The 23,857-nt window shown below is 60.4% G+C and carries 21 protein-coding genes and 1 pseudogene; 19 read left to right on the top strand and 3 right to left on the bottom strand.

The genetic code is table 11. The features are described from left to right. Positions 1-242: 242 nt before the first annotated feature. From GTU76_RS28085 to GTU76_RS28005, 17 genes are all read left to right on the top strand, one after another. Entirely contained in the window at positions 243-1,595 is a 1,353-nt protein-coding gene (locus GTU76_RS28085) for a UDP-glucose dehydrogenase family protein (protein WP_180700101.1), read from the top strand. Continuing rightward, on the top strand, positions 1,592-2,629 hold the full coding sequence (locus GTU76_RS28080) for an NAD-dependent epimerase (RefSeq protein WP_180700100.1): 1,038 nt from the start codon (positions 1,592-1,594) through the stop codon (positions 2,627-2,629). Before GTU76_RS28085 ends, GTU76_RS28080 begins: the two co-directional genes overlap by 4 nt. A gap of 18 nt (positions 2,630-2,647) precedes the next feature. After that, positions 2,648-3,394: a sugar transferase gene (locus tag GTU76_RS28075; RefSeq protein ID WP_175554727.1), complete on the top strand. Its 747-nt coding sequence runs from the start codon at positions 2,648-2,650 to the stop codon at positions 3,392-3,394. Next, positions 3,394-4,041, top strand: coding sequence for a CpsD/CapB family tyrosine-protein kinase (locus GTU76_RS28070; protein ID WP_008084477.1), 648 nt, complete (start codon positions 3,394-3,396; stop codon positions 4,039-4,041). The genes GTU76_RS28075 and GTU76_RS28070 overlap by 1 nt, the downstream gene beginning before the upstream one ends. A gap of 21 nt (positions 4,042-4,062) precedes the next feature. Then, the gene (locus GTU76_RS28065) at positions 4,063-5,088 is read left to right on the top strand and encodes a polysaccharide biosynthesis/export family protein (RefSeq protein WP_016983338.1); all 1,026 of its coding nucleotides are present in this window, start codon (positions 4,063-4,065) and stop codon (positions 5,086-5,088) included. Positions 5,089-5,104: 16 nt separating this feature from the next. Then, a complete protein-coding gene (locus tag GTU76_RS28060) occupies positions 5,105-6,697 on the top strand; it encodes a GumC family protein (RefSeq protein ID WP_175554728.1) in 1,593 nt (530 codons plus the stop codon). Next, complete coding sequence (locus GTU76_RS28055) at positions 6,694-7,785, top strand: glycosyltransferase family 4 protein (protein WP_180700099.1); 1,092 nt, start codon at positions 6,694-6,696, stop codon at positions 7,783-7,785. Before GTU76_RS28060 ends, GTU76_RS28055 begins: the two co-directional genes overlap by 4 nt. Continuing rightward, the gene (locus tag GTU76_RS28050; protein ID WP_180700098.1) at positions 7,782-9,155 is read left to right on the top strand and encodes an O-antigen ligase family protein; all 1,374 of its coding nucleotides are present in this window, start codon (positions 7,782-7,784) and stop codon (positions 9,153-9,155) included. Before GTU76_RS28055 ends, GTU76_RS28050 begins: the two co-directional genes overlap by 4 nt. Further along, complete coding sequence (locus GTU76_RS28045; RefSeq protein ID WP_180700097.1) at positions 9,152-10,120, top strand: glycosyltransferase; 969 nt, start codon at positions 9,152-9,154, stop codon at positions 10,118-10,120. The genes GTU76_RS28050 and GTU76_RS28045 overlap by 4 nt, the downstream gene beginning before the upstream one ends. Next, positions 10,113-11,249 carry a glycosyltransferase gene (locus GTU76_RS28040; RefSeq protein ID WP_016983343.1) on the top strand — a complete coding sequence of 379 codons (1,137 nt, stop codon included), beginning with the start codon at positions 10,113-10,115 and terminating at the stop codon, positions 11,247-11,249. The genes GTU76_RS28045 and GTU76_RS28040 overlap by 8 nt, the downstream gene beginning before the upstream one ends. A 13-nt stretch (positions 11,250-11,262) precedes the next feature. Next, on the top strand, positions 11,263-12,264 hold the full coding sequence (locus GTU76_RS28035; protein WP_180700096.1) for a polysaccharide deacetylase family protein: 1,002 nt from the start codon (positions 11,263-11,265) through the stop codon (positions 12,262-12,264). Beyond that, positions 12,261-13,568, top strand: coding sequence for a lipopolysaccharide biosynthesis protein (locus GTU76_RS28030; protein ID WP_175554734.1), 1,308 nt, complete (start codon positions 12,261-12,263; stop codon positions 13,566-13,568). The genes GTU76_RS28035 and GTU76_RS28030 overlap by 4 nt, the downstream gene beginning before the upstream one ends. Next, a complete protein-coding gene (locus tag GTU76_RS28025) occupies positions 13,565-15,487 on the top strand; it encodes a hypothetical protein (protein ID WP_180700095.1) in 1,923 nt (640 codons plus the stop codon). Before GTU76_RS28030 ends, GTU76_RS28025 begins: the two co-directional genes overlap by 4 nt. 68 nt (positions 15,488-15,555) lie before the next feature. Further along, complete coding sequence (locus GTU76_RS28020) at positions 15,556-16,245, top strand: GNAT family N-acetyltransferase (protein ID WP_175555718.1); 690 nt, start codon at positions 15,556-15,558, stop codon at positions 16,243-16,245. 4 nt (positions 16,246-16,249) lie between these two features. Continuing rightward, entirely contained in the window at positions 16,250-17,434 is a 1,185-nt protein-coding gene (locus GTU76_RS28015) for a GNAT family N-acetyltransferase (protein WP_180700094.1), read from the top strand. Then, entirely contained in the window at positions 17,406-18,197 is a 792-nt protein-coding gene (locus GTU76_RS28010; protein WP_026000470.1) for a ChbG/HpnK family deacetylase, read from the top strand. The genes GTU76_RS28015 and GTU76_RS28010 overlap by 29 nt, the downstream gene beginning before the upstream one ends. Positions 18,198-18,311: 114 nt before the next feature. Then, positions 18,312-19,004 carry a GNAT family N-acetyltransferase gene (locus GTU76_RS28005; protein ID WP_016983349.1) on the top strand — a complete coding sequence of 231 codons (693 nt, stop codon included), beginning with the start codon at positions 18,312-18,314 and terminating at the stop codon, positions 19,002-19,004. Positions 19,005-19,141: 137 nt separating this feature from the next. On the opposite strand, the gene GTU76_RS28000 is transcribed toward GTU76_RS28005, so the two are convergent. Further along, the gene (locus GTU76_RS28000) at positions 19,142-19,939 is read right to left on the bottom strand and encodes a class I SAM-dependent methyltransferase (protein WP_180700093.1); all 798 of its coding nucleotides are present in this window, start codon (positions 19,937-19,939) and stop codon (positions 19,142-19,144) included. A 233-nt stretch (positions 19,940-20,172) separates the two neighbouring features. On the opposite strand from GTU76_RS28000, the pseudogene GTU76_RS27995 reads away from it, so the two are divergent. Both GTU76_RS27995 and GTU76_RS27990 read left to right on the top strand, forming a co-directional pair. After that, a pseudogene (locus GTU76_RS27995) lies at positions 20,173-20,310 on the top strand (helix-turn-helix domain-containing transcriptional regulator); the annotation flags it as partial. Between the two features lie 98 nt (positions 20,311-20,408). Beyond that, positions 20,409-20,756, top strand: coding sequence for a hypothetical protein (locus tag GTU76_RS27990; RefSeq protein WP_180700092.1), 348 nt, complete (start codon positions 20,409-20,411; stop codon positions 20,754-20,756). Between the two features lie 149 nt (positions 20,757-20,905). Here the strand turns inward: GTU76_RS27990 and GTU76_RS27985 are convergent, their stop codons facing one another. Continuing rightward, a complete protein-coding gene (locus GTU76_RS27985; RefSeq protein WP_016983353.1) occupies positions 20,906-22,336 on the bottom strand; it encodes a sigma-54-dependent transcriptional regulator in 1,431 nt (476 codons plus the stop codon). Continuing rightward, positions 22,305-23,795, bottom strand: a complete 1,491-nt coding sequence (locus GTU76_RS27980) for a sensor histidine kinase (protein WP_016983354.1) — start codon at positions 23,793-23,795, stop codon at positions 22,305-22,307. Before GTU76_RS27980 ends, GTU76_RS27985 begins: the two co-directional genes overlap by 32 nt. Positions 23,796-23,857 lie beyond the last annotated feature (62 nt).

The following is a 23,857-nucleotide window of genomic DNA, read 5'->3' as shown; positions in this document are numbered from 1 at the left end:
CTGAAAGCCTTTAAATTCGCGGCTTTCGACCGTCCATCGTTTTCTTTGAAATGTGAAAAAAGCGTCAAGCACGGGACAAATCCAGCAATAGCAAGCACTTGATGGCCAATCGCCCCCAAAATTGGGGCTGTTATACAGGTGCAACATGTCATTTTGCTGACACGCTTTTCAAACCCTGCGCTATACCCCTTTTGACAGTCTCATTTTGAACTTCTTCTTTTCGCTCTATCGAGGGTGCGCAGATGGACGTGAGCGTATTTGGCACGGGCTATGTTGGACTAATACAAGCCGCCGCACTTGCAGATGTCGGTCACCGCGTTTTATGCGTGGATATTGACCCGAACAAGATTAAACAACTGCAACAAGCAGTGCCGCCGATTAGCGAGCCCGGTTTGTCCAGCACGCTTGAGGAGAACATAAAGGCCGGCCGTCTGCTGTTCAGCACCCAGGCCAGCGACGCGGTCGAACACGCCGAGCTGATCTTCATCGCCGTCGGCACTCCTGCCGATGAGGATGGCTCTGCCGACCTCAGCCACGTGCTCAACGTTGCCCGGCAAATCGCCTCGCACATGGAGGCCGATCGCACCCTGATCATCAAATCCACGGTGCCGGTCGGTACGGCGGATCAAGTGCTGGCCACCGCCAACAGCGAATTGCAGCGCCGCGACAAAACCGGTCTGACCGTGCGTGTGGTCTCCAACCCGGAATTCCTCAAGGAAGGCAGCGCCCTCGCCGACTGCATGCGCCCGGACCGGATCATCGTCGGTACCCGCGACGACGCAGCCCGCGAGCAGATGAGCGAGTTGTACGCGCCGTTCTGCCGCAACCACGAAAAACTGATGTTCATGGACAACCGCAGCGCCGAACTGACCAAGTACGCCGCCAACGCCATGCTCGCCACGCGCATCAGCTTCATGAACGAACTGGCCAACCTCACTGAATTGCTCGGCGCCGACATCGAAGCGGTGCGCAAAGGCATCGGTTCTGATCCGCGCATCGGTTACCACTTCATCTATCCGGGCTGCGGCTTCGGTGGCTCGTGCTTTCCCAAGGATCTGCGCGCCCTGCTGCACACCGCCGAACACAACGGCATGCCGCTGAAACTGCTGCGCAGCGTCACCGACGTCAACGACCTGCAGCGGCACATCCTGTTCAGCAAACTCAAAGCACAGTTCCCCCAAGGCCTGGCGGGTAAGTCGATCGCGATCTGGGGCCTGGCTTTCAAACCGAACACCGATGATATGCGCGAAGCGCCGAGCCGCTATCTGATGGACGCACTCTGGGCTGAAGGCGCCAGCGTGCAGGCCTACGACCCGGAAGCGATGTCCGAGTGCCGACGCATTTACGGCTATCGCAACGATCTGCACCTGTGCGCCACCCGCGACGACACCCTCGAAGACGCTGATGCACTGGTGATCTGCACCGAGTGGAAAAACTTCCGCGTGGTCGATTTCGAGTTGCTCGCCGAAAAGCTGCGCTCGAAGGTAATCATCGACGGCCGCAATCTGTACAACCCGGAACAAGTGGCGGCCGCCGGCCTGCATTACAGCGGTATTGGCCTGCGCAACATTGCCCCTGAAGGGCTGCGGCCATGAAGGTGCTGGTCACCGGTGCGGCCGGTTTCATTGGTGCCCATTGCGTGTTACGGCTGCTGCGCGACGGGCACTCGGTGGTCGGTCTGGACAATTTCAACGCCTACTACGAACCGCAACTCAAGCACGACCGCGTGCAATGGGTGCGCGAGCAGGTCGGCGATTTCCAGCTCGCCACGGTTGACCTGGCCGATGCCTCGGCCATCGAAGCACTGTTTGTCCGCGAACGCCCACAAGTGGTGATCCACCTCGCCGCGCAGGCCGGGGTGCGTTATTCGCTGGAAAATCCACGGGCGTATCTGGACAGCAACCTCAACGGTTTTCTAAACATTCTCGAGAGCTGCCGGCATCACCCGGTCGAGCATTTGATTTATGCCTCGTCGAGTTCGGTGTACGGCGCCAATCAGCACACGCCTTACTCAGTGAAGGACGGCGTCAACCACCCGCTGTCGCTGTACGCCGCGACCAAGAAAGCCAATGAACTGATGGCGCACAGTTACAGCCACCTGTTCGGCATTCCTTGCACCGGCCTGCGCTTTTTCACCGTGTACGGGCCGTGGGGCCGGCCAGACATGTCGCCGATCCAGTTCGCCCGGGCGATCAGCGAAGGCGAGCCGCTGAAGCTGTTCAATTACGGCGAACACCAGCGCGATTTCACCTACATCGACGACATCATCGAAAGCATCGCCCGCCTCATCGATCAGCCACCGCAGGCCAATCCGCAGTGGGATCGCCAGCAGCCCGACCCGGCCAGCAGCATGGCGCCGTGGCGCTTGTTCAACATCGGCGGGCAGCACCCGGTCGAGCTGAAAACCTATCTGGCGCTGCTGGAAAAACACCTTGGCCAGAAAGCCATTGTCGAGCTGTTGCCGCTGCAACCGGGCGACGTGCTCAACACTTGCGCCGAGGCCAGTGATCTGGCCCAGGCCACCGGATTTCAGCCCCGGATAGAGCTGGATGAGGGACTTGGACGCTTTATCGCCTGGTTTCGCGACTACTACCCCACTGCCTATCGCGCACGCGCCGTACGCGGCTGAATTAATGCGGAGGATTTTATGACTGGACATGAGAAAGGTGTGCCGATCCAACAAATGCGCCGCGACAAGCGCGTGGATCCCGAGCACCGAATGCGTCTCGACGCAGCGATTCATCGCCAGGGTCGTGGCTGGTTCACGGGCCGCGACGGCGGCCGGCCATGGCAGCTGTCACGCACCAATCGCGTGGTCGCTTGCCTGGGCGCGCTGCTGATCCTTGTGATGATCTCGCCACTGCTGCTCGGTCTGGCACTGGTCATCAAGTTCAGCAGCCCTGGTCCGGTGATGTTCGTACAGAAACGCACCGGCTACCGTGGCCGCAAATTCGGCATGTACAAATTCCGCACCATGGTCGCCAATGCCGAAGACTTGAAAGAATCGCTGCGCCACCTGAACAAACACGGCGCCGACGCCATCGATTTCAAGATCGACCACGACCCGCGCATTACCCGCATCGGCGGTTTCCTGCGGCGCACCAGCCTCGATGAACTGCCCAACCTGATCAATGTAGTGACCGGCGACATGCGCCTGGTCGGCCCGCGTCCGACCTCGTTCAACGCCTACCGCTACAAGGATAACCACCTTGCCCGTCTGGCGATCTACCCCGGCATGACCGGCCTGTGGCAGATCTCCGGACGCAGCAATATCGACTTCGACCAGCGCGTTGAGTTGGACCTCAGCTACATCGCCGAGCAGAGCCTTTTGCTTGATCTGAAGATTCTGTTGAAAACCCCCTTCAAAGTATTCAGCGGCCACGGAGCAAGCTAATGGACGGTTCAACCAACAAAAGCCTGAGCATTGCCAACCCCAGCGAATCGAACCTGACCTCGACCGTGCTGGATCTTGATCTGCGGATCCTGTTCCTGACCGCCGCCAACCCCGGCGCAGGCACCACCACCAGTGCCCTGGCGCTGGCCAGCCAACTGGCGCAAATGAGCAGCGGCCAAGTATTGCTGGTCGACGCCAGCCAATCGGCGAGCAACCTCACCCAGCAGTTGAACCTGAGCAAGGAACGCGGCCTGCGCGATTTGCTGTTCAACCCGGACAACCCGCCGCTGTTGCAGGACTGCGTGGTGCAGGTGTCGAGCCTGCCCTTCCATGTGCTGCCCAACGGCCGGCCGATCCGCACCATGGAACACCTGACCGCCGAGCGCCTGAGCCCGTTGCTTGATCAACTGGGCAGCCAGTACCGCTTCGTGGTGATCGACGGCGACGCGGTGTATTCCGCCGCCGACACGCTGGTGATCAGCACCCAGGTCGATGGTGTGGTGTTTGTCGTGCGCGCCGAAGACACCCGCTGGGAAGTCGCCCAGGCCGCCGTGCAACGTCTGACCCAGGCCGGGGCGAAAGTGGTCGGTAGCGTGTTCAACCGGCGTAAGTACTACATGCCCAAATGGCTTTACAAAAACCTCTAAGCGAACGCGAAGGATGACGCCATGAACGCCAAGATTCTTGTGCTGCTGATGCTGCCGCTTGCAGGCTGCTCGAGCACCTCCGAAACCCAGAACATGCCGGTGAATATTCTCACCGCCACCCCGGCCAATGCCCAGGCCACCGATATGCCGAAGATCGAGCAGACCCTGCGTCCGCAGGATGTGCTCGACGTGATCTTCCATATCAGCACCAGCGGCTCGGACGCTTACCGCGTGCAATCGGGTGACCAGATCGGCCTGAACTTCACCGCCGCCAGCCAGCTCAATGGCAATCAGCTGGTGCTGCCGGATGGCACCATCGAACTGCCGGGCGCCAACACCTCGGTGAAAATCGCCGGGCTGACCAGTGATCAGGCGCGCGAAGAAATCCAGCGCGCCTATCAACGCAAGCAGCTGTTCCAGCCCAACCGCAATCAGTTGACCGTGCAGATCATCAGCCCGCTGACCAACGAGCAGAATCTGAAAAGCGCGCTGAACCACCCGGCCACCGGCATGAGCCGTGAGATCACCGTCGGCACCGACGGCTACGCGAGTTTCCCGGAAATCGGCGCCGTGCCACTGCAAGGCATGACCGTCAATCAACTGGAAACCTTCCTCAACAAGAAATACGCGCAATTGCCCGGCCGGATGACCGTGGACGTGCTGCTGAAATCCACCGCCGGCAACGAAATCTATGTGCTCGGCGAAGTCGGCCAACCGGGTTCCTACCCGATCCGCCGGCCGGTTTCGGTACTTGAAGCGCTGACCCTGGCCCGTGGCACCAACGTCAAGGCCCGTCTGGATTCGGTGGTGATCATGCGTCGCAACGGCAATCAGGTGCAGGCCGTGCATTACGACGTCGAAAAAGCGCTGTCCGGCGATGCCTCGCAAATCGCTTACCTGCAACCGGACGACATGCTGTTCGTGCCAAAAACCAAATTGGCCAGCGCCGGCGAACTCGCCCGGCAATTGGCTGACGTGGTGCTGTTCCAGGGCGTCGGGTTCAGCTTCGGCTACCGCGTCGACAACAAAGACAGCAACAACAACTGACTCTCAGGTGACCGACATGAATCCAAAGGAAAACTACCTGCATGAGTTCTTCAGGATCTTCTTCGCCAACAAGCAACTGGTGAAACGGGTCTTCCTGATCTTTGCAGTCATCGCCCTGCTCCTGCCGCTGGTGCTCAAACAGAGCTTCGATATCACCGCGCAGGTCATCGTGCAGTCGAAAAAACTCTCTCAGGGTGACGCCACCACATCGCTCACGGTGGACAACGCCACCTTCATTCCGCCGTCGCTCGCGGACATGGAAACCGAGAGCAATATCCTCCGTTCGCCAGCACTGATCCGGCAGACCATCAGCGAACTGCGCGACAAAGGTGAATACACACCTTCGCCGGGCATCTTCAGCAAACTGGTGGCCGAGCCGTTCAAGCGCTACGTCAGTTCGCCGCTGCGCCAATACGTGATCAACCCGGTGCGTAACGTGCTCGGGCTGGAAACCGATCCGGTGCGTGACACCGCGCTCGACGCGTTGACCCAGCAAGCCATCGACAGCCTGAAAATCGAGACCCTGCCCGGCTCCAACGTGATCTCGATCGTCTACAGCTTCCCCGATCCGCATCAGGGCACGACGTTTGTTTCAGCCTTGCTGCAGAACTATCTGTTCAGCCGTCAGGCTTTGCAGTCGATCGACTTGCCGCAATCCTTCTACGAGTCGAAGAAGCACCTGTATCAAGTGCGCCTCGATGGCCTGGAAGGCAACCGTCAGGCCTTGCTGGAAAGTGTCGGCTCGTCGGATCCGAAGGAAGAAATCACCTTCCGCCTCAACGCGATCAACACCGAAGAGCAAGCCCTGAACCTGTACCAGGATCGCCTGTTACAGAGCCAGCGCTGGCTCGAATACCTGAAAACTGCACTGGCCGCCGCCAGCAATAACAAGCTCAACGACTACACCTTCCCCTACACCTTCACCACCACGGTCGACAACGTGGCGTTCGAGGATCGGGAAATCAAACAGATGGGCGAGCAACTCACCACTCAGGTCAGCCGCTACATGAATGACCTGGCGGTGTTCCAGCCTGGCAGCGAACCGATGCTGTTGACCCGCGAGCAGATTGCCCGCACCCGTGGCCAGTTCCTCAAAGTGGTGAGCAACCGCATCCAGGAACGCACCGCCGATCTGGCCGTGGTCAAGCAAGTGATCGAGCAGAAAACCGCACGCATCGCCGAGTTCAAGAACCGCATCCACGAGTTGCAGCAGACGCAAAGCAAGCTGCGGCAGATGGACACCGAAATCGATGCGCTGCACGCCGCGTTCTCGACCTACGCCCAGCGTTTCGCCGAAAGCAGCACCACCGGCGCGCTCAACGACGATCTGTCCAACGCCCGGGTGCTCAGCCCGCCGTTCGAACCGACCGAAGCGGCGTTTCCGAAACCGGGCCTGATCATTCCGTTCGGTTTGTTCACCGGGTTGCTGTTGGCGATTGCCCTGGTCTACGTGCGTGAGTTCTTCGACCACCGCTTCAAACACCCGGCGCAAATCAGCCACGAGCTGGGCGTACCGGTGCTGTTGGTGATCAACGACCAGAACACGCTGCCGAGCAATCCGCACAAGAACTGGACAGTGCCAAGCTTCCTGCACTGGGTGCGCAATTGAGCAGCGCATCCTCCCCGACTGCCGCGCTGCCGATCATTCATTTGCTCAGCAGCGGCGGCTTCTATGGGGCCGAGCGCATGTTGCTGGATCATTGTCTGGCGACGCCGGGACAGCATCAGGTGCTGTTTCTCGACGCGCCGCCAGAATTGATCCAACGCTTTCGCGAGGCCGGCGTGGACTGCCGCGGCTGTGCCGGGCTTGGCGAATTACTCCGGCACTTGCGTCAGCGTCGCGGGGAAAAACCGCTGATTAATACGCACAACTTCAAGGGGCTGTTATTCGGTTGGGTGGGCGCGACGCTGTTGCGCCTGCCACTGGTGATTACCCAACACGGTTTCACACCGCGCAGCCGCAAGCAGAAGTTCTACACCTGGCTGAGCCTGCAACTGTGCCGCACGGCGTCGGTGGATCGAGTCGTCTGCGTTGCGGAAAGCATCGCCACGCTGCACCGTCAGGCCAGCGTGCGAGCAGAAAAATTGCAGGTAATTCCCAATGGTCTGCCGGCCGCTGTCGCGATGGTGCCGGACGCCGATCGGCAACGTTGGCTGGCCGGTTACGTCGGCCGTTTGAGCAGTGAGAAAGGCCCGGATATGTTTCTCGACGCCTTGATCCCGCTGTGTCATCAGCATCCGCAACTGGACGCGGTGATGCTCGGCGATGGCCCGGAACGCGAGGCGTTGCAGGCGCGGATCGACAGTGCCGGTCTGCAACAACGGATTCGTTTGCCCGGTTACCAGATCGCCATGCAACCGTGGTGGCAACAACTCGATGCGCTGGTGATCAGCTCACGCACCGAAGGAACACCGATGATTTTGCTCGAAGCGATGCAGGCCGGGGTGCCGGTGGTGGCCTTCGCGGTCGGCGGGATTCCCGATGTGCTCGAACATCGGCACAACGGCTTGCTCGCCGCGCCCACCGACAGCGCCGCCCTCGCCCGCCAGCTCGACACGTTGCTGAGCGAGCCGAAACTGGCCCGGCAGCTGCGCGACAACGCAAAACGCACACAACAGGATCGCTACGACCTCAAGGCGCTCGCTGAGCGCTGGTCGCAGCTGTACATCCGCACGGCACGGGAGGCACGCGCATGATTTTCCCGCTCTCGATCGTCAGTCTGCTCGGTCTGGTCTGCATCGCTTTGCTGGCCAGCCCTTATCCGTTTCTGGCGCCGGGGGCGGTGCTGGGCCTGGTGGGTTTTGCGGTGTTGTACCGCAAGCCGACCTGGGGCCTGCTCGGCATCGCCGCACTGGTGCCGTTCGAGGGTTTCTTCAAGGACACGTCGTTCTCCGGCAGCAAGCTCATCGGTGCTTCGCTGGCGGTGATCCTGATGCTGCAATTGGCGCTGCACCAGATTCCGTCGGAGCGACTGCGCAGCAATATCTGGCGCTTTCTGATCTGGTTCATGGTGCTGTACTTCCTGAGCCTGCTCAACACCGATGACCTGGGCATGTCGCTGGGGCATCTGCGTGAACTCAGCGTCGGCCTGATCCTGTTTGTCATCACGTTGTTGATCGGCCGCGAGCTGAACCTCGATCTGTTCGCCCGCCTCGTCACCCTCGCCGTCAGCACCACCTGCGCGATGGCGATGTTTTCGACCAAATTCCAGGATCAGGGCCGCGCCGCCGGACTGCTCGAAGACCCCAACGCGTTCGCCCTGCTGATCGCCTTTGCCGTGCCGATGGGATTGTTTCTGGTGATTCGCAGCCCGAACCTGTTGCATCGGTTGTTCTGGGGCGGTTGCTGCCTGCTGCTGTTGGGCGGGATGACCAAAACCGAGTCGCGCTCGGGTCTGGTGGTGTTGGCCTTGAGTCTGTTGATCGGCTGCTGGCACTACCGCACGCAACTGACCCGAATTCGCCCACGGCATCTGGGTTTCGCCATGCTCGGCGCGGCCATCGTGATTCCATTGGCGATCTACGCAATGCCCGCCGGGTATCTCGCGCGCATCCAGTCGCTGAGTGTGTTGAGCGCCGGCGCCAAGGGTCACAACGACGAATCCCTCGGCCGCCGCGCCTCGTACATCGTCGTCGGCAGCCAGATGATCCGCGAGAACCCGCTGCTCGGCTCCGGCCCCGGCACGTTCCCGCTTCACTACGCGACCACCGGTTACGCCAAGGCATTCTCGGCCAACCGCAAGATCGGCGACTTGTATCGGCGCGCACACAACACCTATCTGGAAATCTTCAGTGAGCTGGGCGTGCCTGCCGGGCTGTTGTTCGTCGGCATGCTCGGCCTCGGTCTGTACAACCTGATTCGCGCTCGGGCGGCGTGGATGTTGCGCGGCAATTCGTATCAGACAGATCTGATGACCCACCTGGGTGTGAGTTTTCTGTCGCTGACGCTGTTCCTGATGTTCCTCAGCGCACCGAACCAGAAATACGTGTGGATCATGCTCGCGCTGACCAGCGTCCTGCGCCTGAAAGCCGAACAGGCGCCATTAGCGATGGAGGCGAAGGCATGAGCCGGATCAGCATCGTTATTCCGATGTTCAACGAGGCCCGACACATTGGCCGAACCCTGCTTGCAGCGCAAAAAGCCGCACACGCGGCCAATCTCGATTGCGAGTTGATCGTGGTCGACAACGGTTCGACCGACCAGGGCCCGCACATTGCCCGCCAATTCGGTGCGCAGGTGCTGGTGCTGCCGGGGTTGTTGATCGGTGCTCTGCGCAACCGCGGCACGGCCATCGCCACCGGTGACTGGCTGGCCTTCATTGATGCCGACATTGAAATGCCGGAGAACTGGCTCAAGCCGTTATTCGACATTGAAGGCAGCGGCCAGGCCGATGTCTTCGGCCTTGATCTGCACACTCCTGCCGAAGCGCCGTGGTACGCCACCGCCTGGCAACGTCGTACCTCGCGCGCGGCTTCGCAAAACGCACACGCGGTGGACTGGCTGCCCAGTGCCAACCTGCTGATGCGTCGGCGCTGGTTCGACAAGGTCGGTGGTTTCAACGAGAGCCTGCGCACCGGCGAGGACAAGGAATTCACCCTGCGCCTGCATGAACAGGGCGCGCGGCTGCTGTCGATCAACGATAACGTCGCCCTGCATTGGGGTTACGAAATGAACTGGCGCGAGTGGATGGGCAAGGAGTTGTGGCGTCAGGGCAGTCATCTGCAACTGCTGCGCACTCACGGTTTTAGTCTGCGTCTGTTGCGCTTTCCGATGCTCTCGCTGCTGGTGTGGTTGCTGGATTTTCTGGCGATCTCGGCGCTGCTCGACGGCTTTCCGCATCATGCGGCCGTCATGGTCATGCTGACACTGATACCGGGGCTGGTGCTCAGCCTGCGCCAGAGCGCCAAACACCACGATATAGGCCTGAGTCTGCAACTGTGGGGGCTGCACTGGGTGCGTCTGCACCTGGCCGGCGCCGCGTTCATTTTGAGTCTGTGTCATTGGAACGCCAGGAGGCCTGCCCGTGGCTGAATTCATTTTCTGGATGTGCCTGTTGCTGCCGGTCTACGCCTATATTGGCTACCCGCTGCTGCTGTCGATTCTGGCGCCGCTGTTCCCGGCCTGGCGTCACACACCGGCACCGCCATTGAACGTCAGCATCGTGATTGCCGCGCACAACGAGGCACGGCACATCGAGCACAAGTTGCGTACGTTGCTGGCGCAGGATTATCAGCCGGCCTCGCTGCAGATCATTCTCGCCAGTGACGGTTCGACCGACGACACCGTGGCCTGCGCACACAAGGTCGTTGACCCGCGTATCACCGTGCTCGACCTGCCGCGCCAGGGCAAAGCCGCCACACTGAATGCGGGTGTAGCGCTGAGCACCGGCGATATTCTGGTGTTCACCGATGCAGACAACCAATGGTCCCGCGAAACCCTCGGTTACCTGCTGGCGCCGTTGAATGATGCCAACGTCGGCGGCTGTGCCGGGCATATGGTCATCCCCGTTACCGGCGGTGGCTTGAGCGTCGGCGACAGCCTCTATCGGCATTACGAAGGCTGGCTGCGCCGGGTCGAGAACCGCACCGGCTGCATGGTCTCCGCCGACGGCGCCCTGCTCGCCCTGCGCCGCGAGTTGTTCCAGAACGTGCCGGCCGAGGTCAACGACGATTTCTTTATCAGCACCTGCGCACCGGTCGCGCACAAACGCATCGTCTATGTGCCTGAGGCGCAGGTGATCGACCACGGCGTCGATGAGGCGGACAAGCAATTCCGCCGCCGTCAGCGCGTCACCGTGGGTGGTTTGCAAAGCCTGGCCCAGCGCCGCGAGCTGCTCAATCCGCTGAAATATGGTCTGTACTCGATCGCGTTGATCAGCCACAAACTGATCCGCCGCCTGGCGCCAATCCTGTTGCTACCGCTACTGCTGAGCAATTTCTGGCTGTGGGACGACCACGGTTTCTATCGCCTGGCCCTGATCGCGCAATTGTTCGGCTATGCCATCGCGATTGCCGGGCTGCTGGATTCGCAACACCGTTTGCCGAAACCCTTCCGCCTCGCCGCGTTTCTGTTGGTTACCCTCGCTGGGATGAGTCTTGGCCTGTGGCAGTTCCTGCGCGGTCAGCGGTATGCCCAGTGGAATCCTGAACAGAACCGTTAAGAGGAACGAAGCCATGGCGATCAAACAATTACTCAAACGCACCAGTGGCTGGCTCTATCTCAACTCTTCAGTGGGCCGCAACCAGTTGCAGGGCGCCGGGGTGATTCTGATGCTGCACCGGGTACTGGCGAACGACCGCGCCGCCAACCTGCCGCACCGCAACGAACTGTGCGTCGGGCCGAAAGCTTTCGAGCATTTGCTGGTGTGGCTGCGCAAGCATTTCGATTGCGTGCCGCTGATGGAAATCCTTCAGCCTAATTCGTTGCGCACCGAGCGCCCACGGGTGGCGCTGACCTTCGATGACGGCTGGCGTGATAACGCGGTCAACGCCTTCCCGCTGCTGCAAAAACATCAGGTGCCGGCGAGCATTTTCCTCTCCACCGATTTCATCGGCAGCCGTCAGCGTTTCTGGTGGGAAAGCCTCGGCGAAACCCTGTGGGGCAGCCACGGCGACAAGGCGCGGATGCATTTGATCGAATGCTTGCACACGCTGCATCACCCGTTGCCGGTGCTGCTCGATGACATCGACGTCGACCGCCGCAGCCTGGCGCTGCTGCATTACCTGCAAAGTCTGAAGTCGATTGACCCGCAGGAGCTGGAACGGCTGACCGATGAATGCCCGCAAGAGTCGCAACCGCAGGCGCTGGACTGGCATCAGGTGCGCGCGCTGGAAGCCTCCGGTCTCGTGCGTTTCGGCCCGCACGGTGCGAGTCACTCGATCCTCACCGGCCTCGACGATGTGCGCCTGAGCGAAGAAATCAGCCGCAGCCGCGATGCCCTGCACAACGGCTGCAACCGGCCATTGCCGGTGTATTGCTACCCCAATGGCGACAATGACGACCGCGTACGCCAACAGATCGCCAGCCATGACTACCCGTTTGCGCTGGGCACCGGCACCGGCATTTATCGCGGCGAAGGCGATCCGCTGAACCTGCCGCGCTTCGGTGTCAGTCAGCGCACCGCGCGTAATCCGGAGTTGCTGTCGTGGCGAATTTTTCGCGGGGCGCGGCCATGAGCCGAGGTAACTATCTCAAGCATCTGGCGCTGAGCATGGGCACCAAACTGGCGATGATCGCCCTGCGCTTGCTGCGCAATGTGTTGCTGGCGCGGATTCTCGGGCCGAGCGAGCGCGGGCTGTTTGCGTTGCTCAGCACCCTGCCGGATCTGATCAGCGCCGCCACCAGTGGCGGGCTGAATTCGGCGGTGGGTTATCAGGCCGCCAAGCAGCGGCCGATGGGTTTGTTGCTCAGTCAGGTGTTGGTGTTCGGCTGTTTGCTGGCGGCGCTGTTGACCTTGTTGGTGGTGGCGTTGGTGCGCGAATTCGGCACTGAGCTGGATGTGACGGTGCAACTCGGCTTGCTCGCCTGGCTGTTGCTGCTGGCAGTGCCGCTGACCGTACTGAAAAGCGGCCTGCTGACACTGCACAACGCCTCTGGGGGCGTGGTTGCGTTCAATGCCTTGCGTCTGGTCGAGTCGCTGGCGCCGCTGTTGCTGTTTCTCGCGCTGTTCTGGATGTGGAAAAGCGCCGCCCTCGAAGCCGCGCTGATCAGTTGGCTGGCCGGCATCAGTCTGGTGGTACTGGTCGGTTGGGTCTGGCTCAAACGCGCGCAACCGTTGCAACTGCAATGGGACCGCGCCAGCCAGAACGAACTGTTGCGCTACAGCGCGCGCAGTCATCCCGATCTGCTGTTCCAGCAAGTGATCCTGCGCTCGGATTATCTGTTTATCGGCGCCCTGCTCGGCAGCACCGCCCTCGGTCATTACGCCATGGCCAGCGCGGCCGCCGAACTGCTGCTGATCGTCCCGGAAGCGGTGACCACACCGCTGATGAAACGCCTGTTGCAACAGGACGAAGGCATGGACAAGGTCACCCCGCTGGCCCTGCGCCTGACCGCTACGGTGATGCTCGGCGCCTGCCTGAGCATGGCGGTGATTGGTGAATGGCTGATCGTCACCTTGTTCGGTGCGGCGTACCAACCGGCGTATCCGGCGCTGCTGGCGTTGCTGCCGGGGCTGTTGGGGCTTTGCTATGCGAGCATCCTGCGTCTGGATCTGCTCGGCAAAAATCGTCCCGGCACGGTGTCGTTGCTGATGGGTCTGGGGGCGCTGCTGAATCTGGCGCTGAACCTTGTGTTGATTCCCGCCTACGGGATTGTCGGCGCGGCCGCGGCTTCGTCGATTGCCTATCTGGCCGTGACCGTGGCGATGCTGGTGCTCTACTGCCGTTTGAGCGGCGTGCCGTTCTGGCAAACCCTGATCATTCTGCCGCGCGACGTCACACCCATGTGGCTGATGCTGCAACGGCGGAAAACCGCATGAAAGGCCTGGCCCTGCTGTTCGGTCTCGGCCTGTCGCTGGACGCCGTTGCCGCGTCGATGCGTTGGGGCGAGATCCGTGACGGCAGTCTGTACCTGCAAGCCGATCGCCCTGATACGGTGACCGTGCGCTGGACACCGGCGTGGCAGGCCGAGGCCAATGAAGAGCATCTGTATCTGCTCGATGGTCAGGGCAAACTGGCCGCTGATCGATTCATCAAGGCCAGTGAAGTGCGTGGCAGTCAGAGCTGGCCATTGCTGCCCGGCGCGAGCAGTTATCGGCTGGAAATTCCTGGCTACAGCTTTCGCAATTATCGCGTCGAACATGACGAGCGCACGGTCGCGTTGTTCGCCCCGGCGAAAGTGCATTTCAGCGTCGACACCCGCAACGGCGACGAGTTGTATTTCAAGGTCGCGCCGGGTGAGCACGCGGTGCTGGCCGGCAAGTTTCACGGAGGTGTCAGCGGATTGCAGGCACAGCGGGTCGGCGATGATCAACAACTGACGCTGGCGCTGAAACCCTATCGAGCCTATTGGCAGTTCGATCAGGTTGCCTTGCCCGTCAGTGAACGCGAGCAGGTCTGGCGTCTGCGTCTGCAAGGCAGTGGCAAAGCGGCGTTCTGGCTCGATGGCACGGCCAACCTGTTTGCACAGAATCCTCAGCAACTGAAAGCGCTGCGTGAAGACGCCGGTCAGACGCGTCTGGTGCTGCACGACAAAATCCTCGGACGCACGCCGGATCTGGGCATCGCCCTGCCCTACGTGATGCCGCCGCCCGCCAGTCATGCCGCGCTCGATGCGCTGAAACCGACCGCCGCGAGTTACTACAGTTTTGTTGATGTGACGGCGAAGAATCCGCATTTCGAAGACGCGTTCCGCCGGGTGTATCAGGAGCGCTTCGGCATCAAACAGGACATCACCCTGCTGGCCGGCAGTCAGCGTCAGGCCGATCTGCGCGCCGATGTGCAAAGCAACAGCGGCCTCGATGCATGGCTGGCCAGCACTCGCACGCTGGGTGGCAAAGGCACGCACTACATTGGTTTTGCCGACGAGCCGAACCTCAATTACTCCAGCTACGCGCAGTATCAAGCGATTTTCGCCAGCATGGCCCGGCAGGTGCGCAGTGATCCGGCAAATGCCAAGGCTGGCGTGCGCATTGCCATGCCGGCCAGTTCGCGACTGGTCAACGGGCCGTTTGCCAACAACGCGGCAGACAAACGTGGCATCGACTGGGCGCGGCGTTTACTCAGCGAATCCGGCGATCAGGTCGATGCACTGGCGTGGCACGAATGGATGATCCGCGACCTGCTCGCCACCCGCGTCTACCGCGACAGCGTACGCCGCGCTGCCGAACTGGTCGGCCTCGACAGCAAAGGTCAGCCGCGCAAGGCCTTGCTGCTCGACCAGACCAATCTGTCCAGCGGCTCCAGCCTGAGCCCCTACGATCAGGAAACCCACTACGCCTCACTGTGGTGGGCGTCGGTGGTGATCAACGCTTCGCAGGACGGCTTGCTGAGCATGCTCAACTGGTTCCAGGCCGCCGATGAGCCGCAGTATCCCAAGGGCATGTTGCGGGTCTCGGCCGATGAGCAACGCTTCGAGTTGAAACCCGTTGGTCTGGCCCAGCAGTTCATTGCCCAGCACTGGCTGCATCGGGTGCTGTGGCTGGAAAACGATGCCTTTGAAGTCGATGTGCTGGCGATGGCCGGCGACGATCAGCGCGGCCTGCTCGGGGTGAACAAAGGCACGCGCTTGCAGCGTGTCGACTTGAGCGGTGCCAAATGCCCGCTGAACAACGGCGCCCTGCGCTACTTCGGCGCCGACAACCGCAGCCGCGACGCGCCGTTTGCCTGCCAGGACGGGCGTGTGCGTTTCGAGCTGCCGGGGCAAACCCTGTTCGCCCTCAGCTGGAGCGCTTCATGAACCGTCCGTTGATGTTCAGCCGCGCGGGTTTCTGGCCGCGCGATGCCTCGTCATCAGGAGCCAAGACCATGAACGTTGTGCAAAAACTCAGTCAACACATCAAGCAGAAAGGCCTGCGCGCCACCCTCGCCAAAGCGTGGAAACACTACGTTTTTTCCCATCAGGAACTGTTGTGGATGGAACGCGATCTGGTCAGCCCGGTGCCACCGCACAGCCTCAAACCCTACCCGCCACTGCGGGTGGTGAAGATCACAGCGGACAACGCCAGCGCCTTCGCCCGCTACTTCGGCGACCGCGTCGGCACCATGGCCGAGCTGGCCAACGAAGGTCACACCGGGCATATGCATCTGGACGATCAGGGCGACGCGGTGGCGTTTATCTGGGGCAGTTCGCGGGACTATTTCGACCGGCACTATTACGGCTGCATGTTCCCGGTGAAACCCGGCGAGTTCTTCGAATTCGGCGGTGAGCTGACCCGCGCCTATTGGGGCACCGAGCTGTCGGTGGATCTGCAACTGGAGTTGTGGAAAGCCATGGCCGCGCAAGGTTGCGACAAGGTTGTCGACGTCTGCGAATTCCACAACATCCCGGCGCTCAAGCTGCACTTGCGCATGGGTTACACCGAGCAAAACCGCATCATGAATGTGTACACCCTGTTCGGTCGCTGGCGCTTCTACCGCGAAAGCCGCTACAGCGGCTCGCGTCTGGATGCTTTGCGCAAACCGTCCCGTCCACCCGTAACAGCCACGGCGGCCTGAGCTTATGGTGACGCTATTCGAATGGCGCACATCAATGTGCGCTGCCGATTTCCCCGAAGCGGCGTATGAAGCGCTGCGCCTGCGGGTGACGGATCACACGCCGTTCAACCACCTCGGTTGGTTGTGCGCGGCCGAACAGGCTATTGGCGAGGGTGAGCGCCTGCTCATTCTGCTGGGTTGGGAAGCGGACGAATTGCGTCTGTGTCTGCCGCTGGTGACGAGTCGCGAGCGCTTTGCCGGCGTGCCGTTTCGGGTGCTGCATCACTTGGGGTATCCGCTGGCTGATCGCTTGGCGCTGCTGTCTTTGCTTAGCGGCGAAGACATGCGCCAGGCGCTGAACGTGATTTGCCAACGTCTGCCCCACGCGCTGTTGCAGCTGAATGAATTGTCCGAGCCTGCCGGTGAAGAAAGCGCGCTCACTGAGTGGATGGCGCGCAGCTCTACGGCGGAACGGCGCTTGAGTTGTCGGGTGCCGGTGCATCTGATCAGTGAAGCCGATCATCAGGAAGTCTCCGGCGACCCGCGTTACAAACTGCGTCGAGCGCGCAAGCGGATTGCTGCGTGCGGTGCCGAGGTGCGGCGAATCATTCCCGATGCGTTGAGCATGGGCCCATTGCTGCAAACCATCAGCGAAGTCGAATCGGTGAGCTGGAAAGGTGACGAAGGCGTGGGGATTTTTGCCAGCGAACGCAGCCGCCAGTTGATCGAACGCGCCTTCACTGCCCTCGCCGGCCAAGGCCTGGTGCGCGTAGTGACGCTGGAACTGAACGGCCGCTGCATCAGCTACCGCCTCGGCCTGCTCGAACAGGGTCGACTGTACGATTACAACCTCGCCTTCCTGCCGCAATACGCTGATCTGGGCAGTGGTCGAGTGCTGCTGGAGGAATGGATTCGCTGGGGGCTGGAAGATAACTGGCGCTGGATCGATGCCTCGCGGGTCAGCCTGGAAAACTCCAGCCATCAACTGCACGAGCGCATGACCGGGCAACTGGAGCACTGGCGCTGGAGTTTTTATTCCTGGCGGCCGAGTGGCCTCATTCTTGGTTTCGGCCTGCGCCTGTGGCATCGACTTAAACCGCACGTACAAACGTGGCGGGCACGCCGTGCCGGGCAAGCCAAACCTGTATTGAAACCTGTCGCGATCACCACGGAGGGCGAACATGCCTCGCCAAGTCATAGTCAACGCTGACGATTTCGGCCTCAGCCCAAACGAAAACGCAGTGATCTTCGCTGCATTTCAGGCCGGGGTCATCAGTTCTGCCACCGCCATGGCCAACATGCCGGCGTTTGAATCCGCGTGTGCCATGGCGCGGCATCCGACGTTGCAAGGTCGTGTCGGCCTGCACTTCAACCTGACTTACGGGCGCCCGCTGAGCCAGGCAATCCTGGCCCGTCGCACCTTCTGCGATGACTTCGGCGTGTTCGATCTCAGCCTGCCGCGTCACAGTTTTTGGTTCGCGCGCGAAGACCGTGATGCGGTGCGTGAAGAGTTGCAGGCGCAGTGGCAGCGTTGCGTCGATCACGGTATGCGTCCCAGCCATATCGATTCGCATCAGCACGTGCACAACATCTGGCCGATCGGCGAGATCGTCGCGCGGTTTGCCGCGCACCAAAGGGTGCCGGTTCGACTGGCGCGCAATCTGGGGCAAAACCTCAATCTGCCCAAGCGCGTGTTCAAGGGTTTGCTCAACTGGCGACTGCAGAGTCTGGCCGGTGTCACCGCCGACTATGTATGCACACCAATCGACCTGCGCAACGACTGCGCGCCGACCGACGGCGTGCTCGAAATCGTTGCTCACCCAACGCAACTCGGCGCCGATTTTGGTGACGCCTATCTCAACCCGGAGGAATCCCTGAGCCGCGTGCTAGAGCAGCGGCTGGCGGGTATCCCACGGGTTTCCTACACCGATCTGAACAAGGATTTTCTACGCGGCGCTACAGCACTCGATTGAGTTACATACCTTGCAATACATTCGAAGATGGCACTTTGAAATGAATTGGCAAGGCTGATCTATACCCACAAAAGCACCATCCACAACACCCGGGCTTCGGCCACGGAGGGCATCATGAGCGTGATCGAAAAACTACAAGAACGCATCCGTCAGAAAGGCCTCGGCCGTACCTTCAGCACGTTGTGGAAACGCTACGTGTTCTTCCATTGGGAGCTTTTGTGGATGGAGCGCGACCTGGTCAGCCCGGTGCCGCCACACAAATTGCGTCCTTATGACGGCCTGCGCAAAGTCGACATTACGCCGGAGAATGCCATCGCGTTTTCCAAGCATTTTGGTGACCGCGTGCAGACCATGGCCGAACTGGCCACTGAGGGTCACACCGGGCACATGTACCTCGATGCTGACGGCCACGCTGTCGCGTTTATCTGGGGCAGCATTCGTGATTATCACGACCGTCACTATTACGGCTGCACCTTTCCGGTGAAGCCTGGCGAGTTCTTTGAATTCGGTGGTGAGATGACCCGTGCGTATTTCGGCAGCAGCCTGTCGGTGGACGTGCAGGTGGCGCTGTGGGAGGCCATGGCAGCGCAAGGCTGCAACAAGGTGGTGGACGTGTGCGAGACGCACAATATTCCGGCGCTGAAGCTGCATCTGCGCATGGGTTACCACGAGCAAGGCCGCGTGATGCACGTTTACTGCCTGTTCGGGCGCTGGAAGTTTTTCCGCGAAACGCGGTATGAGGGTTCGCGTCTGGAAACGCTGCGCAAACCGGGGCGGCCGGTGGTGAGTGCGGCGGCGCAGGCTTGATTCAAACTCGAGATATCTGGCGGTAGTCAGGCCGTCTTCGCGAGCAGGCTCGCTCCCACATGGGATTTGTGTACGGCACACATCCAATGTGGGAGCGAGCCTGCTCGCGAAGGGGCCAGTGAAGGCAATGAACGATTTCAGACCTTGGTGGCGATAAGGGTAAAACACATCGGCATCTGCGCCTCGCGATTCAGGTACTGGTCATACGCCTCTTCCCGATTCGAATGCGCATACTCCTTGAAGTGCGCAATGTTCAGCCCGGCCGCAATGGCAGCGCTGAAAATGGCGCCAAGGTTATGCACAAACCAATACGACTTCGCCGCCTGCTGCTCAACCTTGCCGACATAGACAATTGGCTCTTCCTGCACAAACGGCTCGGCGCGAAAGTACGAACTGGCGAGGCGATACGGATCTTCAGCGTCCGGATCGACCATTTCCAGAAACGGATGGGTTTCGTAGATCACCAGTTTTCCGCCCGGTTTCAGGGTCGAGGCGACGTGGCGGAAGAACTCGCCGATGTCCGGCATCCAGTTGAGAACACCGATGGTGATCAGCGCTACATCGAAGCGATTGTGCAAAGACACCGGCAGATGATGGATATCGCTTTCGATGAACTCGGCGTTGTGCGGTGAACGCTTGTTCAGCTCACGCGCCTGATCGAGAAACGCCGCCGACTGATCGACACCGACCACGCTTCTGGCACCCAGCGCAAACAGTGAGAGACTCTCACGACCATTGTTGCAGCCCAGTTGAATCACCTCTTTACCGTCGACCTCCAGCAACCCGCACAACGTCTCATCAAGGCAAGAGAAATCCGCCTGCGCGACTTCGCTGAGCAATGCCTGCCAGTCAGGCGAATCCTGATGATGGCGGGCGGAATCGTTCCACGCCTGTCGATTGCTTTCGATGGCGGTTTTATTGTTGGGCACTTCCATGGCGCACTCCGGACGATGCTCGTGATTGAGCGGATCCGAGTCTAGATCAGCCCGGCAATTGCGGTTGTTGCAAACTTGTAAGCTCCTACATACCAGGGTGTTCTTGCCTACAAATGTCGGCGAATTATCAAAACAGATAAAGGACACGGCTGACTATTCAACTCTGCTCACGTGGATACCCTCACAAAGCGCAGTCATCCGACGTGCACAAAAATGGCTAAGGAGGTTTAACCATGAGCCAGACTTTGACGAATTTCGACGTGATAGCACTGCTGGACAGTGACGAAGCCATCAACGAATACCTGTCCCAGGTTCTTGCAAATGGGGATAACGAAGAGTTTCTTCGCGCAATCGGCTATGTGCTCAAGGCCTACGCACAACCGGGGCACGTGATCAATCACCCGGTTGCTTGAATGCAGGGCAGCTATAGTTAATAGCCTTGGGGAAAACCGCACTCGCAGGTGCCGCCATGCAAATGCTCGATCGGCTGTTGTTGACCGGCTGTCTGCTCGCTGCCACACAGGCGCAAGCGCTGGACAGCAATTTCAATTATTACGGGCCCAACCAGCCCTTCGCCCACCCTGCCCCGTATTCACTGAGTTCCACGCCGCCCAAGCCTTACGACGATACGGCGCCGCAGGATTTTGTGGTGATTCCGGGTGACCATGAGTTCTACGATTCACAACTGCCGACCGTGGCGGATGCGACGGTACGGGTGTTTATCCGCACGTACGATGCCGAGCGCGGGATTTATGTGAATGACGAGGTGCTGGATCCGGGTTGTTTGCTGGAGTGTTTGAGTCGGCAGCAGCATTGATTCTGACGACCAAGTATTAACCAGACACCACAAAACCCTGTGGGAGCGAGCTTGCTCGCGAATGCGGTGTGTCAGCCAACATCAAAGTGACTGATCCACCGCTTTCACGAGCAAGCTCGCTCCCACAGGGGAAATGCGGTGCGCCTGGGTTACCACTGCCGTTTATCGGGCCGGGCGAGGCCGAGTTTTTCGATGCGGTAGCGCAGCATGTCGCGGCTCAGGCCCAGCAGGCGCGCGGATTTGGTGACGTTCCAGTCGGTCTTGTCGAGCATCTTGCGCACCATGTCGCGCTCGACTTCCGGCAGGTTCATCGATTCGGTATTGCTCGCCGGACGCGGTTCGTAGTGCATCGGTGCTTCATGAATATGCAGCGGCGGCTCGTCGACCAGGCTCATACACACGTTGAGCTGATGCGCGGCGATGGTGTCGCTCGGCGCCAGCAGCACGGTCTGTTCGAGCATGTTGCGCAGTTCGCGCACGTTGCCCGGCCAGGTGTAACTGAGCAGCAACTCTTCGGCCTGCTGACTGAAATGCAGATTCGGTTTTCCGTAGCGTTTGCCATGACTGGCGAGGAAGTGCCGCGCCAGCGACAGAATGTCATCGCCCCGTGCATACAGGCGCGGCACCTTGATCGAGATGATCCGCAAGCGGAAAAACAGATCGCGGCGGAATTTGCCCTGCTGCACCATCTGTTCAAGATTGCAGTTGGTTGCGCTGATCACCCGCAGATTGACCTTGCGCTCCTTCACCGAGCCGACCCGGCGAATGGTGCGGTCCTCCAGCAACTTCAAAATCTTTGCCTGCAACAGCAGGTCCATTTCACCAATCTCATCGAGAAACAGCGTGCCGCCATCCGCCGCTTCCACCAGTCCGACGCGACGATCCTTGGCATCGGTGAACGCGCCTTTCTCATGCCCGAACAGCTCTGACTCGACCAGATTCGACGGGATCGATGCGCAGTTGAATTCAATGAACGGACCCTTGCTGCGCGGGCCATCGAAGTGCAACGCCCGGGCCACCAGTTCTTTGCCGGTGCCGGTCTCGCCTTCGACTAAAACCGGCGGCAGATCGGTGTTGGCCATGCGTCGCTCGGCGTCGAGCAACTGGCCGATGGTGTTTTTCAAATACTGCATCGGCGCCGAATCGCCGATCAGCGCCTGCACCCCGGATTTCTGCGCCTCGCGTTCCTGATAGAACGACAGCGTGCGCTCCATTCGTTCGGTGGCCAGGGCCTTGTCGAGCAGCAGTTTGAGTTCCTGCAGCGCGACCGGTTTGGTGACGTAATGAAAGGCGCCCTCCTTCATCGCCACCACCGCGTCTTCGACATTGCCGTAACCGGTCATCATGATCACTTTCAGATCCGGCGCGCTGATGCGCAGCTTCTGGATCAGATCGTGACCACTCATGCCCGGCAGCGAGTTGTCGGTCAGCACAATGTCGGGCATGAAGGTTTCCAGTTGCGCCAGCGCGTCTTCGGCCGAATGGCAGACGGTCACCTCGAAGTCCTTGCGCTCCAGGTAGGTCTGAATATTCTCGGCCAGCAGTTCGTCATCCTCGACCAGCAGAATGCTGTGTTCCATATTCCCCTCCCGATGCCACTTTGAAGTTGAGACTGACGCGGGTTCCTTCCTGCTCGCGGCTGGTCAGCACGACCGAACCTGCGAAACGCTCCATGATGCGTTTGACCAACGCCAGGCCAACCCCGAGGCCGCCCTGTTTGGTGGTGAAAAACGGTTTGAACACCAACAGTTGCTGCTGCGCGCTCATGCCCTTGCCGGTATCGCTCACGGTCAGGCGCACGCTGTCGGGCTGCAGCGATTCGAATTCGACGCTGAGCACACCGCCCTTGGGCATGGCTTCCAGGGCATTGGCAAACAAGCTATTGAGTATTTGCGTGAGCAACACCTTTTGACTGACGACCGGCGCGCAGTTTTGCGGACTGAATCGCACTTCGACGCCACTGCGTTTGATCAATGCATCAAATGCGCCAAAGGTGTCTTCAACCGCCATCACCAGATCCACCGCCTCGCCGTCGTCGTTCATCGGCCGCAGCGATACCAGCAATTCGCGGACCCAGCGCGACATGCGATCGACCTGGCTGATGATGTCGCCAATATTGCGCTGCGCACCGGGGCTAGCGATTTCCTGGGCCAGTTCGGCGCTGGAGCGAATGGTCGCCAGCGGATTGCGCAGGCTGTGCGCGACCGCCGATGACATCTCGCCGAGGGCAACAAAAGTTTCGTTGCTGATCAGTTGTTGCTGCTGGCTCTGCAGCAACTTCGCGGCGCGGCGGACGATCCAGAACAACGCCAGAAAAATCGCCGCGCCACCGAAACACGTCGCTGCCCAGATCGAGGCAAATCCACGGTCGATGCGGTCGACCAGATCTGCCGGTTCCTTGTAGATCTCGACCATGGCGATGACTTTGCTTTTGTCGGCGTTGAACATCGGGATGTAGTTCTCGATGAACAGGTATTTCGGTTCGCGCAGCAACTGCTGCTCGGGCTTCTCATCGTCGATCTTGTGGTAACTGGAGGACACCGCGACTTTCATCTCGAATGACTCGTCGAGCTCGTCGTCATCCTCGAATTTAACCCCGATCAGTTCTGGATTGGTCGACCAGATCACCGTGCGATCCAGCGCATACACCGTGGCCAGGAGAACATCCGGCAGGTGCTCAACATGGTCGAGGAACTCGGCGCGGGCCGCCGCATGGGCGCCCGGATCGACATCGGGAAAGTTGTTGTCCTGGCGCGGGTCGAGCATTTCGCCCATGGTCCGCGCCGGGGTGATACCGGCGTGGCGTATTTCCGCCGCGCCGATGGCCTGAACAAATTGCGCGGTCAGCAACGCATCGCGTTCAACGCTTTCGGTGACGACGAAACGCGTGGAGATATAGCCAAGGCCCACCGCCACGGCGGCAATGATGAAAAAGCTCGCGAGCGAGAACCAGCGCAGCAGATTGAACTGTTCGCGCCAGCTCTTGCCTGCGACCGATGGGTTCGGTGCAGAGGTTTTTTGTGCTTCCAGTCGCTGCATGGGAGTGGCCCTGGAGTTTTGTATCGCGCTGCTTACAGCCATCAGTGTAGGTGGCTCTGACC

Source organism: Pseudomonas crudilactis (assembly GCF_013433315.1).
Taxonomy (GTDB): Bacteria; Pseudomonadota; Gammaproteobacteria; order Pseudomonadales; family Pseudomonadaceae; genus Aquipseudomonas; species Aquipseudomonas crudilactis.
The sequence above is the reverse complement of the archived record's forward strand: the minus strand, read 5'-3'. Positions and strand labels throughout refer to the sequence as shown.

Bases quoted from the DNA above. Each gene is read 5' to 3' on its own strand.
- GTU76_RS28085 (WP_180700101.1), top strand. From the start codon at position 243: ATGGACGTGAGCGTATTTGGCACGGGCTATGTTGGACTAATACAAGCC.
- GTU76_RS28080 (WP_180700100.1), top strand. From the start codon at position 1,592: ATGAAGGTGCTGGTCACCGGTGCGGCCGGTTTCATTGGTGCCCATTGC.
- GTU76_RS28075 (WP_175554727.1), top strand. From the start codon at position 2,648: ATGACTGGACATGAGAAAGGTGTGCCGATCCAACAAATGCGCCGCGAC.
- GTU76_RS28070 (WP_008084477.1), top strand. From the start codon at position 3,394: ATGGACGGTTCAACCAACAAAAGCCTGAGCATTGCCAACCCCAGCGAA.
- GTU76_RS28065 (WP_016983338.1), top strand. From the start codon at position 4,063: ATGAACGCCAAGATTCTTGTGCTGCTGATGCTGCCGCTTGCAGGCTGC.
- GTU76_RS28060 (WP_175554728.1), top strand. From the start codon at position 5,105: ATGAATCCAAAGGAAAACTACCTGCATGAGTTCTTCAGGATCTTCTTC.
- GTU76_RS28050 (WP_180700098.1), top strand. From the start codon at position 7,782: ATGATTTTCCCGCTCTCGATCGTCAGTCTGCTCGGTCTGGTCTGCATC.
- GTU76_RS28045 (WP_180700097.1), top strand. From the start codon at position 9,152: ATGAGCCGGATCAGCATCGTTATTCCGATGTTCAACGAGGCCCGACAC.
- GTU76_RS28035 (WP_180700096.1), top strand. From the start codon at position 11,263: ATGGCGATCAAACAATTACTCAAACGCACCAGTGGCTGGCTCTATCTC.
- GTU76_RS28030 (WP_175554734.1), top strand. From the start codon at position 12,261: ATGAGCCGAGGTAACTATCTCAAGCATCTGGCGCTGAGCATGGGCACC.
- GTU76_RS28025 (WP_180700095.1), top strand. From the start codon at position 13,565: ATGAAAGGCCTGGCCCTGCTGTTCGGTCTCGGCCTGTCGCTGGACGCC.
- GTU76_RS28020 (WP_175555718.1), top strand. From the start codon at position 15,556: ATGAACGTTGTGCAAAAACTCAGTCAACACATCAAGCAGAAAGGCCTG.
- GTU76_RS28015 (WP_180700094.1), top strand. From the start codon at position 16,250: ATGGTGACGCTATTCGAATGGCGCACATCAATGTGCGCTGCCGATTTC.
- GTU76_RS28010 (WP_026000470.1), top strand. From the start codon at position 17,406: ATGCCTCGCCAAGTCATAGTCAACGCTGACGATTTCGGCCTCAGCCCA.
- GTU76_RS28005 (WP_016983349.1), top strand. From the start codon at position 18,312: ATGAGCGTGATCGAAAAACTACAAGAACGCATCCGTCAGAAAGGCCTC.
- GTU76_RS28000 (WP_180700093.1), bottom strand. From the start codon at position 19,939: ATGGAAGTGCCCAACAATAAAACCGCCATCGAAAGCAATCGACAGGCG.
- GTU76_RS27990 (WP_180700092.1), top strand. From the start codon at position 20,409: ATGCAAATGCTCGATCGGCTGTTGTTGACCGGCTGTCTGCTCGCTGCC.
- GTU76_RS27985 (WP_016983353.1), bottom strand. From the start codon at position 22,336: ATGGAACACAGCATTCTGCTGGTCGAGGATGACGAACTGCTGGCCGAG.
- GTU76_RS27980 (WP_016983354.1), bottom strand. From the start codon at position 23,795: ATGCAGCGACTGGAAGCACAAAAAACCTCTGCACCGAACCCATCGGTC.